20 protein-coding genes are annotated in these 20,248 nt (G+C 66.1%); 9 read left to right on the forward strand and 11 right to left on the reverse strand.

Features of this window, described 5'->3' with window-relative positions; translation table 11 throughout:
- Nucleotides 1-496, forward strand: a 496-nt coding sequence (locus E3T29_RS19740) for an HNH endonuclease signature motif containing protein (protein ID WP_166792430.1), incomplete at its 5' end; no start/stop codon positions are given.
- A gap of 387 nt (nucleotides 497-883) precedes the next feature.
- On the opposite strand, the gene E3T29_RS15200 is transcribed toward E3T29_RS19740, so the two are convergent.
- A complete protein-coding gene (locus E3T29_RS15200; RefSeq protein ID WP_134346428.1) occupies nucleotides 884-3,505 on the reverse strand; it encodes a penicillin acylase family protein in 2,622 nt (873 codons plus the stop codon).
- A 94-nt stretch (nucleotides 3,506-3,599) separates the two neighbouring features.
- Nucleotides 3,600-4,583, reverse strand: coding sequence for a 2,3,4,5-tetrahydropyridine-2,6-dicarboxylate N-succinyltransferase (gene dapD, locus E3T29_RS15205; protein WP_134346429.1), 984 nt, complete (start codon nucleotides 4,581-4,583; stop codon nucleotides 3,600-3,602).
- Nucleotides 4,584-4,600: 17 nt separating this feature from the next.
- On the opposite strand from dapD, the gene dapE reads away from it, so the two are divergent.
- The 3 genes from dapE to E3T29_RS15220 all read left to right on the forward strand — a co-directional run bounded on the left by dapE (nucleotide 4,601) and on the right by E3T29_RS15220 (nucleotide 7,246).
- Complete coding sequence (gene dapE / locus E3T29_RS15210) at nucleotides 4,601-5,713, forward strand: succinyl-diaminopimelate desuccinylase (RefSeq protein ID WP_241987845.1); 1,113 nt, start codon at nucleotides 4,601-4,603, stop codon at nucleotides 5,711-5,713.
- 27 nt (nucleotides 5,714-5,740) lie between these two features.
- Nucleotides 5,741-6,976, forward strand: coding sequence for a hypothetical protein (locus E3T29_RS15215; protein WP_241987846.1), 1,236 nt, complete (start codon nucleotides 5,741-5,743; stop codon nucleotides 6,974-6,976).
- A 93-nt stretch (nucleotides 6,977-7,069) separates the two neighbouring features.
- Nucleotides 7,070-7,246 (forward strand): DUF3117 domain-containing protein, encoded by a 177-nt coding sequence (locus tag E3T29_RS15220; protein WP_092108645.1) that lies wholly within the window; start codon nucleotides 7,070-7,072, stop codon nucleotides 7,244-7,246.
- A gap of 77 nt (nucleotides 7,247-7,323) precedes the next feature.
- Here E3T29_RS15220 and E3T29_RS15225 read toward each other — a convergent pair whose 3' ends face one another.
- Nucleotides 7,324-7,956 carry an O-methyltransferase gene (locus tag E3T29_RS15225; RefSeq protein ID WP_092340762.1) on the reverse strand — a complete coding sequence of 211 codons (633 nt, stop codon included), beginning with the start codon at nucleotides 7,954-7,956 and terminating at the stop codon, nucleotides 7,324-7,326.
- Nucleotides 7,957-8,043: 87 nt separating this feature from the next.
- On the opposite strand from E3T29_RS15225, the gene E3T29_RS15230 reads away from it, so the two are divergent.
- Nucleotides 8,044-8,433, forward strand: coding sequence for a sec-independent translocase (locus E3T29_RS15230; RefSeq protein WP_092340763.1), 390 nt, complete (start codon nucleotides 8,044-8,046; stop codon nucleotides 8,431-8,433).
- A gap of 21 nt (nucleotides 8,434-8,454) precedes the next feature.
- Complete coding sequence (ppk2, locus tag E3T29_RS15235) at nucleotides 8,455-9,279, forward strand: polyphosphate kinase 2 (RefSeq protein ID WP_134346430.1); 825 nt, start codon at nucleotides 8,455-8,457, stop codon at nucleotides 9,277-9,279.
- A 3-nt stretch (nucleotides 9,280-9,282) separates the two neighbouring features.
- Here the strand turns inward: ppk2 and E3T29_RS15240 are convergent, their stop codons facing one another.
- From E3T29_RS15240 to E3T29_RS15250, 3 genes are all read right to left on the reverse strand, one after another.
- Complete coding sequence (locus E3T29_RS15240) at nucleotides 9,283-10,449, reverse strand: Mrp/NBP35 family ATP-binding protein (protein ID WP_134346431.1); 1,167 nt, start codon at nucleotides 10,447-10,449, stop codon at nucleotides 9,283-9,285.
- Nucleotides 10,446-11,015, reverse strand: coding sequence for a DUF1003 domain-containing protein (locus tag E3T29_RS15245; RefSeq protein ID WP_134346432.1), 570 nt, complete (start codon nucleotides 11,013-11,015; stop codon nucleotides 10,446-10,448). The genes E3T29_RS15240 and E3T29_RS15245 overlap by 4 nt, the downstream gene beginning before the upstream one ends.
- 406 nt (nucleotides 11,016-11,421) lie before the next feature.
- Nucleotides 11,422-12,753, reverse strand: a complete 1,332-nt coding sequence (locus E3T29_RS15250; protein ID WP_134346433.1) for a magnesium transporter MgtE N-terminal domain-containing protein — start codon at nucleotides 12,751-12,753, stop codon at nucleotides 11,422-11,424.
- A gap of 109 nt (nucleotides 12,754-12,862) precedes the next feature.
- Here E3T29_RS15250 and E3T29_RS15255 point away from each other — a divergent pair, with 109 nt between their 5' ends.
- Nucleotides 12,863-13,378: a general stress protein gene (locus E3T29_RS15255; protein WP_134346434.1), complete on the forward strand. Its 516-nt coding sequence runs from the start codon at nucleotides 12,863-12,865 to the stop codon at nucleotides 13,376-13,378.
- Nucleotides 13,379-13,448: 70 nt separating this feature from the next.
- On the opposite strand, the gene E3T29_RS15260 is transcribed toward E3T29_RS15255, so the two are convergent.
- A complete protein-coding gene (locus tag E3T29_RS15260) occupies nucleotides 13,449-15,005 on the reverse strand; it encodes an aminopeptidase P family protein (RefSeq protein ID WP_134346435.1) in 1,557 nt (518 codons plus the stop codon).
- 86 nt (nucleotides 15,006-15,091) lie between these two features.
- Entirely contained in the window at nucleotides 15,092-16,132 is a 1,041-nt protein-coding gene (locus E3T29_RS15265; RefSeq protein ID WP_134346436.1) for an endonuclease/exonuclease/phosphatase family protein, read from the reverse strand.
- 88 nt (nucleotides 16,133-16,220) lie between these two features.
- Between E3T29_RS15265 and E3T29_RS15270 the strand changes: the two genes are divergently transcribed.
- Nucleotides 16,221-17,090: a PHP domain-containing protein gene (locus tag E3T29_RS15270; RefSeq protein ID WP_134346437.1), complete on the forward strand. Its 870-nt coding sequence runs from the start codon at nucleotides 16,221-16,223 to the stop codon at nucleotides 17,088-17,090.
- A 121-nt stretch (nucleotides 17,091-17,211) separates the two neighbouring features.
- Here E3T29_RS15270 and E3T29_RS15275 read toward each other — a convergent pair whose 3' ends face one another.
- On the reverse strand, nucleotides 17,212-18,801 hold the full coding sequence (locus E3T29_RS15275) for a DEAD/DEAH box helicase (protein WP_134346438.1): 1,590 nt from the start codon (nucleotides 18,799-18,801) through the stop codon (nucleotides 17,212-17,214).
- Between the two features lie 145 nt (nucleotides 18,802-18,946).
- On the opposite strand from E3T29_RS15275, the gene E3T29_RS15280 reads away from it, so the two are divergent.
- Nucleotides 18,947-19,675 (forward strand): ferritin-like fold-containing protein, encoded by a 729-nt coding sequence (locus E3T29_RS15280; RefSeq protein WP_134346439.1) that lies wholly within the window; start codon nucleotides 18,947-18,949, stop codon nucleotides 19,673-19,675.
- Between the two features lie 15 nt (nucleotides 19,676-19,690).
- On the opposite strand, the gene E3T29_RS15285 is transcribed toward E3T29_RS15280, so the two are convergent.
- Both E3T29_RS15285 and E3T29_RS15290 read right to left on the reverse strand, forming a co-directional pair.
- Entirely contained in the window at nucleotides 19,691-19,999 is a 309-nt protein-coding gene (locus tag E3T29_RS15285) for a hypothetical protein (protein ID WP_092341526.1), read from the reverse strand.
- Between the two features lie 5 nt (nucleotides 20,000-20,004).
- Nucleotides 20,005-20,229 carry a DUF3107 domain-containing protein gene (locus tag E3T29_RS15290; RefSeq protein WP_092108379.1) on the reverse strand — a complete coding sequence of 75 codons (225 nt, stop codon included), beginning with the start codon at nucleotides 20,227-20,229 and terminating at the stop codon, nucleotides 20,005-20,007.
- Nucleotides 20,230-20,248: the final 19 nt, after the last annotated feature.

Here is a 20,248-nt window from a genome sequence, read left to right on the forward strand (position 1 = left end):
ACGCCGCGCCCTCGCCGCGCGCGACGGCGGATGCCGCTGGCCCGGCTGCGACCAACCACCCTCGTGGAGTGAAGCGCATCACATTGAAAACTGGGCTGATCTGGGCTTTTCCAACATCGATCAGGCCGTTCTACTGTGTGTCTTGCATCACCTGTTGCTGCACAACCGGCACTGGAAGATCCTGATCCTCGGTGGAGAGTATTGGCTGCAACCCGCCGTCGAAATCGACCCCGAGCAAACCCTGATTGCACTGCCCAGCAAGAACCCGCTCATGCAGCCGCCCCCGCTGCACGATGCGCCCGAAGCGAAGGCGCGCGCCGCGGCGACCGCAGACCGCAGCGCGTTGGGCCATGGCGGTTTCGACAGGCTCGATCAACGAAATGGTGGGGCCCCGAAGACAGGCGCGCGTCCCAGCGATGGCGGTTTCGATGGGATCGCTCCGCGACAGGATGACGAGCCGCTAGAGGACTACCCGCACCACGACTACCGCAACTGAGCCGTCACCTCGCCAGGATCCAACCGGGCCGGCACGGGAGGCAGGCAGACAGGCGTTGGGCGATGGGGGTCTCGACGGGTTCGACCGGCGGATGGTGGCGCCCCGCAGGCTGGGGCGTGTTGGGCGATGGCGGTCCCGACTCGCGGGATCGTGGGGCCCGAGACCGCTGAAGCGGGAGCTCTGATGTGTCACCAAGATTTAGCGTGTTGGAGTGCGAGGGAGTCGTCAGTAGCCGGCAGAAATTGGCCGTTGCCGCAGGTCACCCTTGTACCTGGTTTCGCGGGGGTCTCCGTTCGAGCATACGGTCGAGGGGGTGTCGGCGTCGTCGACTCGCTGCGTCCCCTCCGCGCCACTGTCCGTAGCGAGCGCCGCTGCTCACCGGGGGCCCTATGAGGCCGGCTCGAGCGTCAGGGTGTTGGTGGCGACGGCGTTGATGGCGGCCGGCGTGAATAGCCACGGACGGGTCTCGTGATCACGCCAGAGTGGCGCCTGGTCGGTGTAGTTGGGGTGGAAGGCGTGACCGGATGCCCCGGTGAGATTGATCCAGGTGGAGTCATCGAAATTCTCCAGGCTCACCACCTGCCGCATTGACGGCACCCAGTCCACCTGGTAGCCCTGGGTGGCATCCCAGCCGACCGCGTTGACGACGGCCGACCCTCCGGCGAGCTCGTACGGCCCGCGGTTGAATAACCACTCAAGCGGGGCGATGCCGGACTTACCGAAGCTCTGGTTGGTGAGTTCCAGGGTGTGGATGCTGCCCCACTGCCAGTCCTGCGGGTTGGAGCCCATGAGATCGGCGGCTTCGGCCGCGGCATCCGTCATCACGCGTCGCAGCATGCTCTCTTGGCCAACGGTGCCGTAGGAAGCGTTCGACCACCAGGGGGAGTTTGGCTGGTCGAGAAGGCTCGTGACAACGGAGAACGCGCGGTCGCCACCGGTGAGAGCAGCGCCGTCGTCGATCTTGCCGGTGAAAATATCGTGCAGCAGGGTGCGCCAGATCACGTTGAAGTACGCGGCGGCCGCGCTGTCGACGTCGACCTGGTAGTCCCAGCCGTCGAGCAACTTCTGCGCTTCGGCGGCGTCACCGCTGAGCCGCACCTGCTGCAGCGCCGGAACCAGCGTCGCTGCGATGGCACTGTAATTGTCGCCCTGAATTTCGCTCATCAGTTCGGCTGTCATCGGGGTTTTCGCGGCGATGAGCTCCTGCAGCCGAGCCGTGATCTGGTTCGCCCGATAGCCGAGGTCCCAGTCGGCGGTCAGCAGGTATGGGTAACTCGGGTCGGTGGCGGCGTTATTGGCCGTGACGATGTATCCGCTCGGCGGATTGAACGTGCTGGGCAGGGCGTCAAAGGGGATGTATCCGGTCCAGCCGTACTGGCTGGTCCAGCCGGGAACGGGCAGGGTGCCGTTGCCGCTGGCCCGAATGGGAATGAGCCCGGGCGCCTGATAGCCAATATTTCCGTCGACGTCGGCGTAGGTGAGGTTCTGCGCCGGCACCTCGAACAGGGCGGCCGCGGCGCGAAAACTGGTCCAGTCGGTCGCCTGGTTCAAAGCGAAAATAGCGGATGCCGTGTGCCCCGGCGTGAGCGCCGTCCATTGCAGGGACAGCTCGTAGCTGGTCTGCTCCGCGCCGGCCTCGGCGGCGGGGGCGGGGGCGGGTGTCAGCCCGGTGGCCTCCGGAAAGTCGCTCGCGATCCGCTGGTAGCTGGTGCCGTCGAACCCGCTCAGCAATGGCCCGTGTTCGGTCGAACGAATCTCGATCTTCACGTCGTCACCACCGGCGACGGAGATCTTCTCGTCGCGCAGCAGCAGGGGTTTCGCAACACCGTCGAATTCGTAGTTGTCGCCGGTGACCTTCTCGATGTAAAGGTCGGCGACGTCGGGCCCGAGGTTGGTAAACCCCCACGCGATGCGCTCATTGTGGCCGATGATCACGCCGGGCATGCCGGAGAAGCTGTATCCCGCCACGTCGAACGGGCAATCGGCGGTGATCGACTGGCAGCGTAACCCCACCTGGTACCAGACCGAGGGTAACGCCGGGCCGAGGTGCGGGTCGTTGGCCAGCAGCGGCTTGCCGGTATCGGTGAGGGCGCCGGAGACCACCCAGGAATTCGAGCCGATCTCCCCGCCGGCCGGCCCGAGAAGCTCGGGCACCGACCCGAGATGCGCGCGCAGCTCGGCCAGGGCTCCGGCGTAGGAGTCGACCGAAGCCAGCGCGGCGGGGGCATCCGTTGAATCCGGGGCCGGCTCGGCGGCTCGCGGCGCCCCGGCCGATGGCAGGGTGAGGGCCTGGCTGCCGGTGATGGTGGGATGCTGCGCGGCCGGATAGTCGGGATGCAACTGGCTTACCTCGGTGGGCGTGAGCGTCGTCGAGAGCAGAGCCCGGTCGATTTCGTCGTCGAGGTTGGAGCGCAGGTCCCAGGCCATGGCCTTCAGCCAGGCCACGGAATCAGCCGGGGTCCACTTTTCGACCTCGTACCCGGGGTTTTGGAGGCCCAGCACGGCATACTCCAGCGATAGATCGGCGCCCTGATGGGTGTCGAGGTAGGCGTTCACTCCGTCGGCATAGGACTGGTAATAGCCGAGAGTCACCGGGTCGAGCAGGGCCACTTCCTGCTCGGCGACGGCTCGCCAGCCGAGGGTGCGCACGAACGTGTCGGTACCGATCTGGCTCTCGCCGAACAGCTCCGAGAGCCTGCCGCTCGTGACGTGGCGGCGAAAATCCATCTCCCAGAACCGGTCCTGGGCGTGCACGTAGCCCTCAGCGAGAAACAGGTCGCTCGCCGTCTTCGCGGTGATCTGTGGAATTCCGTACGTCTCGCGCGTGACCGTGACGGCGCTTGAGAGGCCGGTGATCTCGACGTTGCCCGCGAGCGTTGGGAATGACCGCGTGACCGTATAGACACCGAGCCCTGCAGTGACGAGCACCAGGCCGACGACGGTCGCGAGTGCGATCAGTAATCGCCGAACGCGGCGGTGCCCCTTGCTGCGCGGTGCGTCGGTTCCCACGTCACTCCTTCGTGAATCGCGCGTTCCCGTAAGAGCGGATGTACGCTACCCGGATGCTAGCGGAACCCACCGACATCCGCTTGTCAGCACCAGCTCAGGCGTGCAGTGCGGCGTTCAGCGTGATTCCGCTGCCACTGCGGGCGAGCACCTCGACGGCGCCGGAGATGGAGTTGCGGCGAAACAGCAGGTTAGGCACGCCGGAGAGCTCGACCGCTTTCACCGTGGCGAACGTGCCGTCGGTGAGCCGTGGTTCGCCGACGAGCAGAACCTTGGTGCCGGCCGTCACGTAGAGTCCGGCCTCGACCACGCTGTCATCGCCGATCGCGATGCCCACGCCGGAATTGGCTCCGAGCAGCGCGCGCGCGCCGATCGAGATGCGCTGCGTTCCGCCACCTGACAGGGTGCCCATAATGGATGCGCCGCCACCGATATCCGCGCCGTCACCGACCATGACGCCCTGCGAGATGCGGCCCTCGACCATGGAGGAACCGAGGGTGCCGGCGTTGAAGTTGACGAAGCCCTCGTGCATCACCGTGGTGCCGGGGGCGAGGTGGGCGCCGAGCCGCACGCGGGAGGCATCCGCTATTCTCACGCCGGTCGGAACGACATAGTCAAGCAGCGGTGGAAATTTGTCGACGCCGCTGGCCTGAATGCCGGCGCGCTGCAGGGTCGGGCGCAGGCGGGCGAAATCGGCCGGCACCATGGGACCGGCGTTGGTCCACACGACGGTGGGCAGAAAAGCGAAGATGCCGTCGAGGTTGATGCTGTTCGGCAGAACGAGGAGGTGCGAGAGCAGGTGCAGCCGCAGGTAGGCATCCGACGTGCTGGCTGGTGCCGCGCCGAGGGTGATTTCCACCGTGACGGCTTCGAGGCGTACCGCGCGGCGGGCGTCGTCGCCAGCCGCTTCGCTCAATTCCGCCGGAACGATCCAGCGATCGCGGCCGGTCGGCAGCGCGCCGAGTACCGGGGTGGGAAACCAGGTATCCAGCACGGTGCCGTCGGTGGCGACGGTGGCGAGGCCGTATCCCCAGGCCTGGGTCGGTGTGGCAGGAGCGTTTTCGGAAACTACGGAGGGCATACCTCTAGATTAGTAGGGTGACTTCTAGACTTCCGGCCCCAGCAAAAACCACCGTGCTCGACCTGACAGCGACGTCAATCGAACTGACAAGACAAATCTGCGACCTGGAGTCGGTGTCGGGCAATGAGACTGCCCTCGCCGACGCGATCGTGGCGGCGCTTTACGGTTTCGACCACCTCGAGATCATTCGCGACGGCGACACCGTCGTCGCCCGCACCAACCTGAATCGTGCGCAGCGCGTCGTCATCGCCGGCCACATCGACACAGTGCCGCTCAACGACAACCTGCCCACCCGCTACGAGACCATCGACGGCACCGACTACCTCTGGGGCCGCGGCACCGTCGATATGAAGGCCGGCGTGGCCGTACAGCTGAAGCTCGCCGCCGAACTGACCGACCCCGGGGTCGACGTGACCTGGATGTGGTACGACCACGAAGAGGTCTCCGACGAGCTCAACGGCCTCGGCCGACTTGCCCGCAACCGGCCCGACCTGTTCGCTGGCGATTTCGCGATTCTCGGCGAGCCGACCCGAAGCCAGATCGAGGGCGGCTGTAACGGCAACCTGCGCGTGGAGATTCGAACCTTCGGTCTGCGATCGCACTCCGCGCGCAGCTGGGTCGGCGAGAACGCCATTCACAAGGCCGCCCCGATTCTCAACATTCTGGCCGGCTACCAAGCCCGCGAGGTCGAGGTTGAGGGCCTGCTCTACCGCGAAGGGCTGAACGCGGTCGGCATTACCGGCGGCGTCGCCGGCAACATCATCCCCGACGAGTGCATGGTGCACGTCAACTACCGTTTCGCCCCCAGCCGCAGCGCCGACGAAGCCGTCGCCCACTTGCGTGAGTTGTTCGCCGGCTACGACCTCACCGTAGTCGACCGTGCCGAGGGCGCCCGGCCCGGCCTCGACGCCCCGCTCGCCCGGGAATTCCTGAACGCTGTCGGCGGTGTCGCTACGCCCAAGTACGGCTGGACCGACGTCGCCCGCTTCTCCGCGCTCGGCGTTCCGGCCGTCAACTACGGTCCCGGCGACCCGCTCAAGGCGCACGCCGACGACGAACGCGTCGCCGTGGCCGAGATCACGGCCTGCGAGAACGGCCTGCGCGCCTGGCTGAGCGCATCCGTTCGTTAACGCAGCGACAGAACAATGACTGAGCGGATGCTCCGCCCCCGCAGGCAGACCGCGCCCCGGTCGCGCGCCCGGCGGCTGCCGGCGGCCTGGCACGCCCGCTACCGGCTGACCCCGTGGTGGGGCAAGGTCGTCGTGGTCTGGGCGCTGTCACGCCTGGTCACGACAAGCCTCATCCTGGTGCTGGCGAGCATACAGGGCCCCAACGCGTGGACCGGTGCCAGCCCGAAATACACCGATTTCGCGACCATGTGGGACGGTCGCTGGTACAACATCGTCGCGGCGGTCGGTTATCCCAGCGTGCTGCCGCTCACCGATGGGGGACAGATCGGCGAGAATGCCTGGGCGTTCATGCCGGGCTATCCGGTGGTGGCCCGGCTGATCATGGAACTGACCAATTTTCCGTGGGCGCCGGTGGCGGTGTTCGTGTCGGTCGCTTTCAGTCTCGGCACCGCCCTGCTGTTCTACCGCCTCATGGCGCGGGTGCAGTCGCCGGCGACCGCCCTGTTCTCGGTGGTGCTGTTCTGCGTTGCCCCGCTGTCGCCGATTCTGCAGTTCGCCTACGCCGAGTCGATGTACCTGTTCTTTCTTACCCTCGCCCTCTACCTGCTGCTCGAGCGCCGCTACTGGCTGCTGTTCCCGGTGATCGCGGTGATGGCCCTCACCCGGCCGAGCGGACTCGCATTTGCCCTCGCCCTCGGGCTGCACGTGATCTACCGCTTCGTCACGCGCCGCCGCGACCCGTTTTCCGTCGCCGAGCGGATGCTGGCGGCCTCCGTTGCCGTCTTCAGCGCGCTGATGGGACTGGCCTGGCCGATCGCGGCCTGGGCCGCCACCGGCGACCTGATGGCCTACACCGACACCGAGTTGGCGTGGCGGGCACCGTACATCGGCTATGTGGAACTGGTTCCGTTCACGGCCTGGTTCCAGGGCGGCGCCTGGTGGCTCGGTAGCCCGTGGGGCATCGTGGTGGTCACCGCCCTCATCCTGACCTTCGCCGTGCTGCTGTTCACGCCCGCAGTGCGGCGGCTCGGCGTGGATCTGCGGCTGTGGGTGGCCAGTTACGGGCTGTACCTGCTCGCCGTATTCTTTCCGCAATCGAGTACGTTCCGGCTGCTCATGCCGATGTTTCCCTTGCTCGGTGCGGCCGCGCTACCGCGCAGCCGCATCTATCGAGTGTCGATCGTTCTGCTCTTCGTGGCCGGCCAGTGGGGCTGGCTGTTGATCTGCTGGGGCGTCGATGGTTACGACTGGACTCCGCCGTAAGAAGCCTGATCTGACACTGAGTCCGACCCTAATTTACGTCTCGGGCCGAGATAGTCGATAATGGGTATACAAAGACGAATGGAAGGGGAGTTCATGGCGGCCATGAAGCCACGTACCGGAGACGGTCCAATGGAGGCTGTAAAAGAGGGGCGCCTGATCATCGTGCGTGTACCGCTCGAAGGTGGGGGTCGGCTCGTTGTCTCCGTCAACGACGCCGAGGCCAAGGAACTTCACGATGCACTTGCCGGGGTTGTCGCTGCGGCGAAGTAGCCTCGTGTTCCTATAGTTAGTACACCAGAACGGCCACGCAGGTATTGCGTGGCCGTTCTGGTGTATCTGGGAACGTTCTAGGCGCGCAGCTTGGTGATCTGCAGCAGCCCGTCGCCGACCGGGGACAGCGCGCTGATCACGGCGCTCGATGCGGCGATCTCGGTCAGCAGAGTGCGAAACCCGGTCGCGACATCGTCGCGCTGAGCCGGGTCGGCCACCCGTCCGCGCCACAGCGCGTGCGCGACGAGCACCGTGCCGCCCGGACGGGCCAGGCGCAGTCCGTGTTCGACGTACTCGATGACCGACTGTGGGTCGGCGTCAATGAACACAATGTCGTAAGAATTCTCGTTCATGCGGGGCAGAACCTCGCCGGCCTTGCCCGTGATGAGGCGCACCCGGTTCGCCGGAATCTTCGCTTCGATGAAGTTCGCCTTCGCGTGCTGCAGATGGTCGACCTCGGTATCAATCGAGGTGAGAGTTGCGCCGGGAGCTCCGGTCAGCAGCCAGATCCCCGAAACTCCGGCCCCGGTACCGACCTCGAGGATGCTGCGTGCCCCGGTGGCCGCCGCCAGAACGGCCGATTGCGCCCCCACCGAGGGCGGAATGGCATCGATCCCCAACTCGAGGGATTGCTGGCGCGCCTTGGCGATAGCTTCGGACTCCACGACACAGTCGTCGGAGAATTTCCAGTTCAGTTCAATGTCAGACACAAATAACTCCAGTAGATGATTAGGTCAAGACTAGGGCCGGGGCGCGTGTGGTCTGTGGATGCCTCGCCGGGCAGTTACTCTAAGGACATGTTTGGGCTGACGTTCGAGAAGATTCTTCTGATCGGGATCATCGCTGTCTTCTTGCTCGGCCCCGACAAACTACCGCACTACGCCGCGCAGCTCGCTCGCCTCGTGCGCCAGTTGCGCGATATGGCCAACGGGGCCAAAGACCGCATGCGCGATGAAATGGGTCCGGAGTTCGACGATCTGGACTGGAAAAAACTGGACCCGCGCCAGTATGACCCGCGTCGCATCATCCGGGAAGCCCTCGCCGACGAAGACCCGTTCAAGGAACAGTCCGCAACGATTTCTCGCGCCGAACCCAACCCGGAGGGTGCATACCTGAAACGTAAGCGGGCACGGGAGGCGGCCCTGGCCGCGCTCGAACCGGCCCCGTTCGATACTGAAGCCACGTAGTTCCGGTCTGAAGGAGTCTCGATGTCGAAAACGCCTACAACCGATCTGCGCGTCAAGAAGAAGGTCTACGAGGCCGAACTGGCCCGCCTGCAGGCCGAACTGGTCACGATGCAGCAGTGGGTGAAGGCATCCGGTGCCCGTGTCGTGGTGATATTCGAGGGCCGCGATGCCGCGGGTAAGGGCTCGGCGATCAAGCGCATCACCGAATACCTGAACCCCCGCGTCGCACGCATCGTCGCCCTGCCGATGCCCACCGAACGTCAGCGCGGCCAGTGGTATTTTCAGCGGTACATCGAGCACCTGCCATCGACCGGCGAGATCGTGCTGATGGACCGCTCCTGGTACAACCGGGCCGGCGTCGAACGGGTCATGGGCTACTGCACGAGTGATGAATATCGCCGGTTTCTGCACCAGGCACCGTTGTTCGAGCGGATGCTGGTCGAAGACGGAATCCTGCTGGTCAAGTACTGGTTCTCGGTGTCTGACCTGGAGCAGGAACGACGTTTTCGGTCACGCCTGAACGACCCGATGCGGCGCTGGAAGCTCTCCGAAACCGTCGTGCTGTCGATCACTAAATGGGTTGACTATTCCAAGGCGAAAGACGAGATGTTCGTGCACACAGACATCGCCGAAGCGCCCTGGTGGGTGGTGGAGAGTGAAGACAAGCGTTCGTCCCGGCTGAACGTGATCAGCCATCTGCTCTCGCTCGTGCCGTACGAGAAGATCGACCCGCCGAAGGTGCACATTCCGCCGCGTCCGCCGGACTCCGACTACGAGCGGCCGCCGCGCGAGGAGAACCACCAGGTTCCCGACCACGCGGCGACGCTGGTCAAGCCGAAAGAGTAGGCGCTAACGCGGCGTGAGCCCGAGGCTGAGGCCGGCCAGGCCACGCGCACGGGTTTTCATGCTGTGGGCCAGCGCCAAAATGGCGCGGGCTGCGGGGTCGTCGGGCGCGCCGAGCACAACCGGCAGTCCGTCGTCGCCGCCGGTGCGCAGGGCCAGGCTGAGCGGAACCTGCGCGAGCACCGGTACCGGTGTCTCCTGACCGACCGAGAGCCGCCTGGCCACTTCGGCGCCGCCGCCGGAACCGAACAGTTCGAGCAGGCTGCCGTCGGGCTGCACCAGGGCGGACATGTTCTCGATCACGCCGTAGACGCTTTGCCCGGTCTGGCGGGCCACGATTCCGCTGCGCTCCGCCACATCGGCGGCCGCCGCCTGCGGGGTGGTGACAACGATGACCTCGGCGTGGGGGAGCAGCTGGCCGACCGTGATGGCGATGTCGCCGGTTCCTGGCGGTAGGTCGAGCAGGAGTACGTCGAGGTCGCCGAAGTACACGTCGGTAAGGAACTGCTTGATCGTGCGGTGCAGCATCGGGCCGCGCCACGCGACCGCGGCCGACTTGTCATCGATGAACATGCCGATCGAGATGACCTTCACGTCGTGCGCGATCGGCGGCAGAATCATATCGCCGACCTGGGTCGGCTTCACCGCGAGCCCGTCGTGCACGAGGCCGAGCAGGCCGGGAATGCTGAAGCCGTGCACGTCGGCATCCACGATGCCCACCCGCAGTCCTTCGCCGGCCAGTGCCACCGCCAGGTTCGCGGTGACGGTGGACTTGCCCACGCCGCCCTTGCCACTCGTGATCGCGTAGACGCGGGTGAGTGACTCCGGGCCGAACTGCACGCTGCGCTCCACCTGGCCGCCGCGCAGCTTCTCGGTGAGCGCGGTGCGCTGCTCGCGGGTCATGATCGCCACCTCGACGCTCGCCAGGCCGACCCCGGCCACCGACTCGGCGGCGGCCAGAACGTCGCTCTCAATGCGCGCTGCGGCCGGACAACCAGCAATGGTCAAGCGGATGCCGACGCTCACCCGCCCGGTCTCGCTCACCGTCACCCCCGACACCATGTCGAGGTCGGTGATGGGTTTGCGAATCTCCGGGTCGGTCACCCGGGCCAGGGCGGTGAACACGCGGGCGCGGATGCTGTCGGGCGTTGAACTCAGCGGGGCAGGAGTCATGCGGTGGGGCGGCTTTCGTTGGTGATGTCGGAGCCTGTGGGTTCATCCAGGTGACTGCGTTCATCACTGCGCTCATCCAGGTGTTCGAGCAACGCACGCAATTCGGCGCGAATGAAATCCTTCGAGGCCATGTCCTTGATCGCGATGCGCAGGGCCACGACCTCGCGGGCGAGGTACTCGGTGTCGGCGAGGGTGCGTTCGGCCCGCTGCCGGTCCTGTTCGAACTGCACCCGGTCGCGGTCGTCCTGCCGGTTCTGAGCGAGCAGGATCATCGGCGCGGCATAGGACGCCTGCATCGACAAAACCAGGGTCAGCGCGATGAACCCGAGTGCCACGGAGTCGAAGCGCCAGGCCACCGGAGCGAGGGTGTTCCAGGAGATCCAGGCGACGGCGAACAGGGTGAGCCCGAGCAGAAACCACGGGGTGCCCATGCCGCGGGCGATCGCCTCGGTGAAGCGTCCGAACCGGTCCCGACTGTGTCCGCTCCGATTCAGCCCAACGATGTTGCTCGTCCGCAGGCCCTTGGGGGCGTCCAGGCGCAGGTCGGCGCGGTTATTGCGGGCCACGAGTCGTCCTTTGCGCTCCGGGCAGTATTGGTATGGTGATGCTGCCGGTTCGGCGGTTATTGCGGGCCACGAGCTGTCCTTTGCGCTCCGGGCAGTATTGGTATGGTGATGCTGCCGGTTCGGCGGTTATTGCGGGCCACGAGCTGTCCTTTGCGCTCCGGGCAGTATTGGTATGGTAATGCTGCCGGTTCGGCGGTTATTGCGGGCCACGAGCTGTCCTTTGCGCTCCGGGCAGTATTGGTATGGTGATGCTGCCGGTTCGGCGGTTATTGCGGGCCACGAGCTGTCCTTTGCGCTCCGGGCAGTATTGGTATGGTGATGCTGCCGGTTCGGCGGTTATTGCGGGCCACGAGCTGTCCTTTGCGCTCCGGGCAGTATTGGTATGGTGATGCTGCCGGTTCGGCGGTTATTGCGGGCCACGAGCCGTCCTTTGCGCTCCGGGCAGTGGAATGCTGCCGGTTCTCAGTTCGCTGCGGGCTGCGGCCCGGCGGCGCACATCATCATTGCCGTCGTGGCTGCGCCAGTCGTCGGGCAGCAGGTAGTCGAGCACGTCATCAATCGTCACCACCCCGACCAGTCGGTAGTTCTCGTCGACCACGGGCACCGACACCAGGTCGTAGCTCGCCAGGATACGGCTCACTTCGGCGGCCGACGTGTCGGCGGTGACCGGGTCGAGTCCGGCGTCGAGCAGCGTGCCGAGGCGTTCGTGGGGCGGGTAGCGCAGCATCCGCTGAAAATGCACCATGCCGAGGAAGCGGCCGGTGGGAGCTTCGTAGGGCGGCAGGGTCACGCAGATCGCCGCGCCGAGCGCCGGGGCGAGGTCGTGCCGACGGATGCGCGCGAGTCCTTCGGCGACGGTGGCGTCGGCTGAAACAATGATCGGTTCGGTCGTCATGAGCCCGCCCGCGGTGTCGGGGGCGTAGGAGAGCAGAAAGCGTACGTCTTCGGCTTCTTCGGGCTCCATCAGGTCGAGCAGCTGTTCGCCGCGCTCCTCTGGCAGCTGGGCGATGAGGTCGGCGGCGTCGTCGGGCTGCATCTGGTCGAGCACGTCGGCGGCGCGGGCGTCGCCGAGGCTGGTCAGAATGCCGACCTGGTCGGTTTCGGGCATCTCTTCGAGCACGTCGGCGAGGCGATCATCCGGCAGTTCACCGGCTACCTCGAACATGCGCTCGCGCGGCAGGTCGAGCAGGGTGTTGGCAAGGTCGGCGGGCTTGAGGTCGGAGTAGGTCGCGATGAGGTGTTCGGCGGATTGCGCCTGGCCCTTGGTTTCTTTTTCGCGTACCTCGGCCCAGGTGGCGAAGGTCGTGACGCCCTTGACGAACGGTGAGGCGCTCGTTTTGGGGCGGCGCACGAACAGTTGGCTGATGGCCCAGTCCGCCTCCGTGCCCTCCTTGATCGCGACGTCTTCAATAGTGGCTTCGCCGGAACCGTCGGTGAAGAGCACCTTGCGGCCGAGTAATTCGGCGATGACGCGCACCTCGCCGCCGCGCTGTTCGTAGCGGCGCACGTTGATCAGGCCGGTCGTGATGATCTGGCCGCTGCCGATGCTGGTGACCCGATTGATCGACACGAACACGCGGCGTTTGCCCGGTATCTCCACGATCAGGCCGACAACGCTGGGCGGGTCGTTTTTTCGATACACCACGAGAACATCGCGCACCTTGCCCACGCGGTCGCCCGCGGGGTCGAAAACGGTGCACCCGGCCAGTCGGGCAACAAAAACTCTGGTGGCACTCACACTATAAATGTAGGCCACTGGCCTGATAATGGTGGCCCGGCACGAAGGGTTCATTTTCGCTGAACGACCACTCAGCCCCGCAGTCCGGCCGTCATGAAAGAATGGGGTCATGAGCAACCAGAGCCTTTTCTCCCGACGCCGCCCGGTGCTGCCCCCCGTGTTGCCGCGCGGGGAGGTGCTCGCCACCTACAGCACGTACGCTGACGCGCAGGCCGCCGTCGACACGCTGGCGAAGGCCGATTTTCCGGTGAAACAGCTCTCGATCGTGGGCAACGACCTCAAGAGTGTTGAGCGGGTGACCGGCAAACTGACCTACGGCCGGGTCGCGCTCGCGGGGGCGGCATCCGGTGCCTGGCTCGGAATCTTCTTCGGCATCCTGTTCTTTCTGTTCTCGCCGACCGGATCGAGCCTGCCGTTCGTGTTCGCCGCCCTCATCATGGGCGCCGGGTTCGGCATGCTGCTCGGGATCGCGAGCTACGCCATCAACCGGCGTCGGCGTGACTTCACCTCGACCATGCAGGTCATCGCGACCAGTTACCAGATCATCGTCGATCCCGAATTGGTACACCGTGCCCGCAACCTGTTGGGCGAAGGGCCCCCGGCACCCGTCACTCCCTCTGAATAGTCACGCGAGAGCGCAAAAAGTGCCCGATTGAGATTCTCAAACGGGCACTTTTTGCGCTCTCGCGAACCGGTTAGCGCTTGGACGCCGCCAACCACGCCTCTACGTCGGTGGCGGTTCGGGGGATCGCGGCCGAGAGGTTTTCGGCACCGGTCTCGGTCACCAGGATGTCGTCTTCGATGCGCACGCCGATGCCGCGGAATTCGGCCGGAACGGTGAGGTCGTCGGGCTGAAAGTACAGGCCGGGTTCGATGGTGAAGACCATGCCCGGTTCGAGTACGCCGTCCATGTACATGTCGCGGCGGGCCTGCGCGCAGTCGTGCACGTCGATGCCGAGATGGTGGCTGGTGCCGTGCACCATGTAGCGGCGGTGCTGGCCGTTCTCTGGCTGCAGGGCCTCGTCGGCGGAGACCGGAAGCATGCCCCACTCGGCGGTGCGGCGCGCGATGACGTTCATTGCCGCAGCGTGCACGTCGCGAAACACCACGCCGGGGAGAACGACGGCGAAGGCGGCATCCGCTGCTTCACGAACGGTCTCGTAGACCAGACGCTGCACGTCGGTGTAGACGCCGTTGACCGGGAGGGTGCGGGTGATGTCGGCGGTGTAGTAGCTGTCGAGCTCAACGCCGGCGTCGATGAGAATCAGGTCGCCGGGGGCGACGACGCCGTCGTTGCGGGTCCAGTGCAGGATGCAGGCGTGCGGGCCGGACGCGGCGATGGTGTCGTAGCCGACCGTGTTGCCGTCGCTGCGCGCCCGGGTGTTGAAGACGCCCTCGACCAGGCGCTCGCCGCGGACGTGCTGGCTCGAGCGCGGCAGGTCGGCGATGACGTCGTCGAAGCCGCGCGCGGTCGCGGCGACCGCGAGGCGCATCTGCGCAATCTCGTAGGCATCCTTCACCAGGCGCAGTTCGGAGACGTCGCGGGCCAAGCCGGCGTCGGGCTCGTGCTCGGCGTTGATCTCGATGCTGAACGGGGAATCGGTGGCGTTGCTGCCGAGTACCCGTTCCGCGGCGAAGCGCAGGCGGGCTTCGCCGACCTGCTCGGTGAAGGTCGGGTCGGCCTCCCGCAGCACGAGGGTTTCGCTGTCGACGGCGTTCAGCACGCCGGCGAGCTCGGCGATGCCGCGCACCTCGAGAGCCAGATCGCTCGCGACCTGGGCCACCGATGGGCGCGGGCCGATCCAGAATTCGCCGATGTCGGGGTTGGCGTAGAACTCGTCGGAGTCGCGGCCGGCTCGTTCCCGAAAGTACAGTGTGGCGTCGTGGCCGGCATCCGTCGGTTCGAGCACGAGAACGGCGCCGGGTTCGCTGTCGCTGCCCCAGCCGGTGAGGTGCGCGAAGGCGGAGTGTGCACGAAAGGCGTAGTCGGTGTCGTTGGAGCGCTGCTTCAATCGGCCGGCCGGAATGATCAGGCGCGCTCCGGGGTACTGGGCAGAGAGCCGTGCACGTCGGGCGGCGGCGAAGGGCGCCTGTTCGCGGGCGGGCGGCAGCACGTCGGTGCGATCGGCCCAGCCGCTCGCGATGAACGATTTGAAGCCGGTAGATCCCGGTGTGGTCGAACGGTTCTCGTTCGAGCGCACGGGTGGAGTCAGAGCAGCGGGAATAAGAGCGGAAGCAGTGGTATCAGCCATTGCACCATTCTCGCACCGCACTCTGGGCGGCGGCCGATCACCGTGGCGCAGATGCTGCGATGACCGGATGCCGGTGCCTGCGCGGTCTACGCGGCCGGTGTGAGCGTGGCCACGATCGGCCGGTGATCGCTGCCGGCACCGTCGAGCGACTCGATCACCTGCAGCGCGCTCACGTGCCAGTTCGGGGTAGCCATGACGTGATCGATGGGGCTGCCGAGCAGCGCGGGAACGCTGGTGGGCCAGGTGCCGACGGCCGCTGCGCCGGCCGATAGCGCGGCATCCCCGCAATTTCCGAGAACAGCGTCCGGCGCACCGGCGCGGCCGGCCATGTGATCGAGGGTCGAGTTGAAATCGCCCGCCATGATCACGTTGTCGGCCTGACACTGGGTGGCGAGCCAGTCGAGGTCGCTGCGCCAGTTCGACATTTCATACTGGATCGGGGCCACGGCATGTACGGCCACGATGGTCGGTCCGCTGCCGTCCACCGGTTTGGCGACAACGGTCGGCAGCACGTTGGTGTTGCCGGGCGGGCCGGACCCGGCCGCGTTGCTCACGGCGTACTCGCCGAGGTCCGGACTGATCAGCAGGGTGGTGGAACGAGCCTTCGACACCAGATCGAAGGCAAGTGTGTGCACCCACATGGGCCGGCCGGCGTCGCGCATGAGTTCGGCGATCAGGACACCGGTCGCCTCTGTGGTTTCGGGCAGGGTGACGATATCGGCATTCTGAGCCACCGCTTCCGCGGCGATGACCGCGGCGCCCGGAGCGTCTCCCAGTGTGTTCCAGCTGAGAACGGTGACGGAGCCGGCGGAACTAGTTGGCGCCGTACTGACATCGGCGCTATCAGCGGTGAAGCCGCGGGAGGCGAGAATACCGAGATTGGCCACGGCGAACAGGGCGAGCAGCACCATGACCATGCCGAGGGTTCGCCGCAGCGGCCGAATGAAGCGCAGCAGACCGAACAGCACGAGGCCGACGATCGCACCGATCACGGCGATCGCCCGAAACGACACGAGGTGTGCGACGACCCAGGTGTTGTGCAGGCCGAACGCCTGCGGCCAGGTCAGGACCAGCAGGAAAACGGCGGCAGCGATGAGAATCAGTGCCCGGAAGAGTCGCGTGAACATTGTTTTGAACTGTAGATGAGAATTCTGGGGAATCCCCAGCGCTTCGCGCAGCGAGGAGGGGGCTCGGGTGGACAACTAGCATGGGATCATGGCAGTCGTGCGGCAATTCCAGGGTCCGATCGATCTGCACGCGCACTCCAGCGTGTCGGACGGTACCGAGACGCCGGCCGAGCTGGTTCGTGCGGCATCCGCTGCGGGCCTGGGCACGATTGCCCTCACCGACCACGACTCCACGGCCGGCTGGGCCGAGGCATCCGCTGCGGCGCGCACCGACCGAATCACACTTATTCCCGGAATGGAATTCAGCACGCGGGTACAGTACGCGAGTGTGCACCTTTTGGCATATCTCTTCGACCCGACCGATCCGGCCCTGCTGGCCGAGATGACCAGGGTGCGGGCGGCCAGGCTCAGCCGGGCCGAGCAGATGGTCGCTCGCATCGGGGTCGACTACGACCTGAGCTGGGACGACGTACTCGCCCAGACCACCCCCGATGCCACCGTTGGTCGGCCACACATCGCCGACGCCCTCGTGGCCCGCGGCCATGCCCGGAACCGCAGCGCGGCCTTCGCCGATATTCTGCACTGGAAAGCCGGGTACTTTCAACCGCACTACGCACCCGACCCGCTGCGCGCGATCGAACTGGTGCGTGCCGCCGGGGGAGTGCCGGTCATCGCGCACCCCGCCACGCGCGGCATCAATGAGGTCGTCGAAGAGTCCCGGCTGAAGACAATGGTGGAGGCCGGCCTGTTCGGCCTCGAACTGGGTCACCGTGAGAACAATCCGGAACCCACCGCTCGGCTGTACGAACTCGCCGCCAAGTTCGGGCTGTTGGTCACCGGCTCGAGCGACTACCACGGTACAGGCAAGCCCAACCGGCTCGGCGAGAACACGACGGCCCCCGAGGTGCTCGACCGCATCATCGCGCAGGGGCGCGGCTCAGCTCCCGTCTACGGCTGATTCTCAACGGCTGACCGCAATAGCGGATGCCGGGGCACCGATACACAAATGCCCGGACCCAGGCTGGCACGGTCGAAACGGTGTCAGCCCGGATGCCGGGCCCTCATGATTTGATCAGCTGCTAGATGCTGCTGCCGGTTTGCGGTGAGCGACGACGGGTGCGGCTGCGACGCAGCGGCGCGTTGTTGCCGTCGTGGTGCTCGGCTCCGCCGCCATCGTGAGTGCCGGCTGCCGGGGTAGCGGCCGGGGCATCCGGATTGGTGCTGGAACTGACGCGAGTGCGCGACCGGGCGGGCCGGCCTTCGTCGGCGCCGGTGGTCACCGGGCTCGTTGCCGCCCGATCGGCTGCGCGCGTTGAATCACCACGACCGCGGCCGCCCTCGGAGCGGCCACCCTCGGATCGACCACCGCGCGGTGCGCCGCCGGACCGACCGGAGTCCGAGCGACCGCCAGCGCCGCTGCGTGCCCCGCCCGAGCGACCGGCGCCACCGGTGCGAGTGTCGCCGGCAGCGACGTCTTTAACCGGGGTTGCACGCAGGCGGCCCTTGGAACCGGCCGGAATGTTCAGGTCGGTGTAGAGGTGCGGCGACGAAGAGTAGGTTTCCATCGGTTCGGGCTGGCCGAAGTCCAGCGCCTTGTTGATCAGCGACCACTTGTGCAGGTCGTCCCAGTCGACGAAGGTGACGGCGATTCCGGTCTTGCCGGCGCGGCCGGTGCGACCGACGCGGTGCAGGTATGCCTTCTCGTCTTCGGGAATGGTGTGATTGATCACGTGGGTGACGTCTTCGACGTCGATACCGCGAGCAGCGACATCCGTTGCGATCAGGATTTCTTTCTTGCCGCTCTTGAAGCTGGCCATGGCGCGTTCGCGCTGTTCCTGGTTGAGGTCGCCGTGCACGGCCGTGGCATTGAAGCCGCGGTCGCCGAGTTCTTCGACGAGCTTCGCGGCGGCGCGCTTCGTGCGGGTGAAGATGATGGTCTTGCCGCGGCCCTCGGCCATGAGGATGCGGCCGATGACCTCGTCCTTGTCCATGTTGTGGGCACGGTAGACGAGGTGCTCGATGTTGGCCTGCATGAGGCCTTCGTCGGGGTCGGTCGCACGAATGTGGATCGGGCGGTTCATGAAGCGACGGGCGAGGGCCACGATCGGCCCGGGCATCGTCGCCGAGAACAGCATGGTGTGGCGAGTGGACGGCGTCTGCGCGAACAGCTTCTCAATGTCGGAGAGAAAACCGAGGTCGAGCATCTTGTCGGCCTCGTCGAGCACCATCTCGCGCACGTTGGCAAGGGTGAGCAGACGCTGGCTGGCCAGGTCGAGCAGGCGCCCGGGGGTGCCGACCACGATCTGCGCGCCAGCCTTGAGCTGTTCGATCTGTCCCTCGTAGGCCTTGCCGCCGTAGATGGAGACGATCTTGGTGTTACGGCCGGCCGCAGCGAGCTCGAGGTCCTCGGAAACCTGAACGCACAGTTCTCGGGTTGGAACGACGATGAGTGCCTGCACGCCGGGCTCGGGGTCGAGGCCGAGGCGCTGAATGACCGGAAGGCCGAAACCGAAGGTCTTGCCGGTGCCGGTCTTGGCCTGGCCGATGATGTCCTGGCCGGCCAGGGCGAGGGGGATGGTCTGGGTCTGAATGGGGAACGGTTCGAGGATGCCCTTGGCTGCAAGGGAGTCGACCATGTCCTGGTCAATATTAAGTTCGGAGAAAGTCACGAATGTATGCCTGTCATTAACTGGAAGCGAAGTGCGCCCGTTTTTGCGTCTCGGGCAGCGGCCGCCGATCCTTGCCGGCGACGTAATTCCACCTTACTGCCCCGCTTGTACCGCGGCCACAGGCGCGCTGTCCTAAGCTAAGCCCGTGGTCACGTGGTTCGGTCGGCGCCCGCAGCGCAATGAAGCTCCCCGGCTTTCCGCCCGCGGGGCGCTCCAGCCAACCGAAAAAGTGGACATCAGTTCCCTCGCTCCCGATGTGCAGCATTTTCTCGGCCAGGCCGCCTACTGCGAGCTCGGCGAGTTCGAAAGCCTGGCCCGCGCCGTGGCGACAGCGCCGAACCTCGCCGTGAAGGAGGGCCTCAGCGCCGCCGCCGGTCGGGCTCTGAGCAAGCATCACGGCCTGATCACCGAGATTCGTCGCCGCGGGCACGAGCCGGCCACCGAGATGGCCCCGTTCGTCGCCGGCCTCGATGAGTTTCGCCAGAAGACGAGCGGTGCGAACTGGTACGAGCTGCTGCTGAGCTGCTACCTCGCCGGCGGTCTGCTCGACGACTTCTTCATTCGACTCTCTGACGGCCTGCCGCGCGACATCGGCCCGCGGGTGGCGCAGCTGCTCGGCGAGGATTCCGGAACCGACGTGCTCGTGCACGAACTGCAGACCGCCATCGAAAACGACGTGGCGCTCGGATCCCGGCTGGCCATGTGGGGTCGCCGACTCGTCGGAGACACCCTGCTCGTGGCCCGGTCGGCGATGCCGGCCGCCGATCCTGGTACTGACCGAGGCGACGGAGCCGAGGCGCGCATCGAACCGGTCTTCACCGAGCTCATCGCCGCACACACCCGCCGCATGGACGGACTCGGCCTCACTGCCTAGCGAGCGCCCCGAACGCTACGCGGTGTCGGGCGAGCCGGTTTTGGCGAGGAGTTGCAGCATCCGCTGGTCGGCGTGAATACGTCGTCGACTAATCACCAGGTTCAGCACAACGGATGCAGCGGCGGCGGCCCCGAGAGATACCCACCAGATCCACCCGCCGGCCCAATCCCAGCCGAGCCAGGTCAGCCCGACCCAGACCGCGGATGCCGCGACCGTTCCGATCGCCGGAACAAGCACCGAACCCTGGGTGGACCGCCCGGGCAGAAAATACCGCGCGGCGAGGCCGATGACCGCGCCGAACAGCGCGACGAACAGCAGTTCCATGTGCGTTAAGCGACGAAACCGACGCGGCGTGACTCTTCGCTGCCGAGTTCGACGTAGGCCAGGCCCACGGTCGGAACGATGTAGACGCGACCCTTGCTGTCGCTGAGCTTCAGGTAGCCGGTCTGACCGGAGAGGGCCGCCGCAACGGTCTCCTCAATCTCGGTCGCTGGCTGCGAAGTCTCAAAACCAATCTCCCGGGGAGAGTTGAAAATACCAATGCGAATATCCACCGAACTGCCTTTCGTAGCC

The organism is Cryobacterium sp. TMT1-66-1, from assembly GCF_004403435.1.
GTDB classification, from domain to species: domain Bacteria; phylum Actinomycetota; class Actinomycetes; order Actinomycetales; family Microbacteriaceae; genus Cryobacterium; species Cryobacterium flavum.

Bases quoted from the DNA above. Each gene is read 5' to 3' on its own strand.
- E3T29_RS15285 (WP_092341526.1), bottom strand. From the start codon at position 19,999: ATGGAACTGCTGTTCGTCGCGCTGTTCGGCGCGGTCATCGGCCTCGCC.
- E3T29_RS15265 (WP_134346436.1), bottom strand. From the start codon at position 16,132: ATGTTCACGCGACTCTTCCGGGCACTGATTCTCATCGCTGCCGCCGTT.
- E3T29_RS15220 (WP_092108645.1), top strand. From the start codon at position 7,070: ATGGCGGCCATGAAGCCACGTACCGGAGACGGTCCAATGGAGGCTGTA.
- E3T29_RS15215 (WP_241987846.1), top strand. From the start codon at position 5,741: ATGCTCCGCCCCCGCAGGCAGACCGCGCCCCGGTCGCGCGCCCGGCGG.
- ppk2 (WP_134346430.1), top strand. From the start codon at position 8,455: ATGTCGAAAACGCCTACAACCGATCTGCGCGTCAAGAAGAAGGTCTAC.
- E3T29_RS15255 (WP_134346434.1), top strand. From the start codon at position 12,863: ATGAGCAACCAGAGCCTTTTCTCCCGACGCCGCCCGGTGCTGCCCCCC.
- dapD (WP_134346429.1), bottom strand. From the start codon at position 4,583: ATGCCCTCCGTAGTTTCCGAAAACGCTCCTGCCACACCGACCCAGGCC.
- E3T29_RS15240 (WP_134346431.1), bottom strand. From the start codon at position 10,449: ATGACTCCTGCCCCGCTGAGTTCAACGCCCGACAGCATCCGCGCCCGC.
- E3T29_RS15260 (WP_134346435.1), bottom strand. From the start codon at position 15,005: ATGGCTGATACCACTGCTTCCGCTCTTATTCCCGCTGCTCTGACTCCA.
- E3T29_RS15230 (WP_092340763.1), top strand. From the start codon at position 8,044: ATGTTTGGGCTGACGTTCGAGAAGATTCTTCTGATCGGGATCATCGCT.
- E3T29_RS15270 (WP_134346437.1), top strand. From the start codon at position 16,221: ATGGCAGTCGTGCGGCAATTCCAGGGTCCGATCGATCTGCACGCGCAC.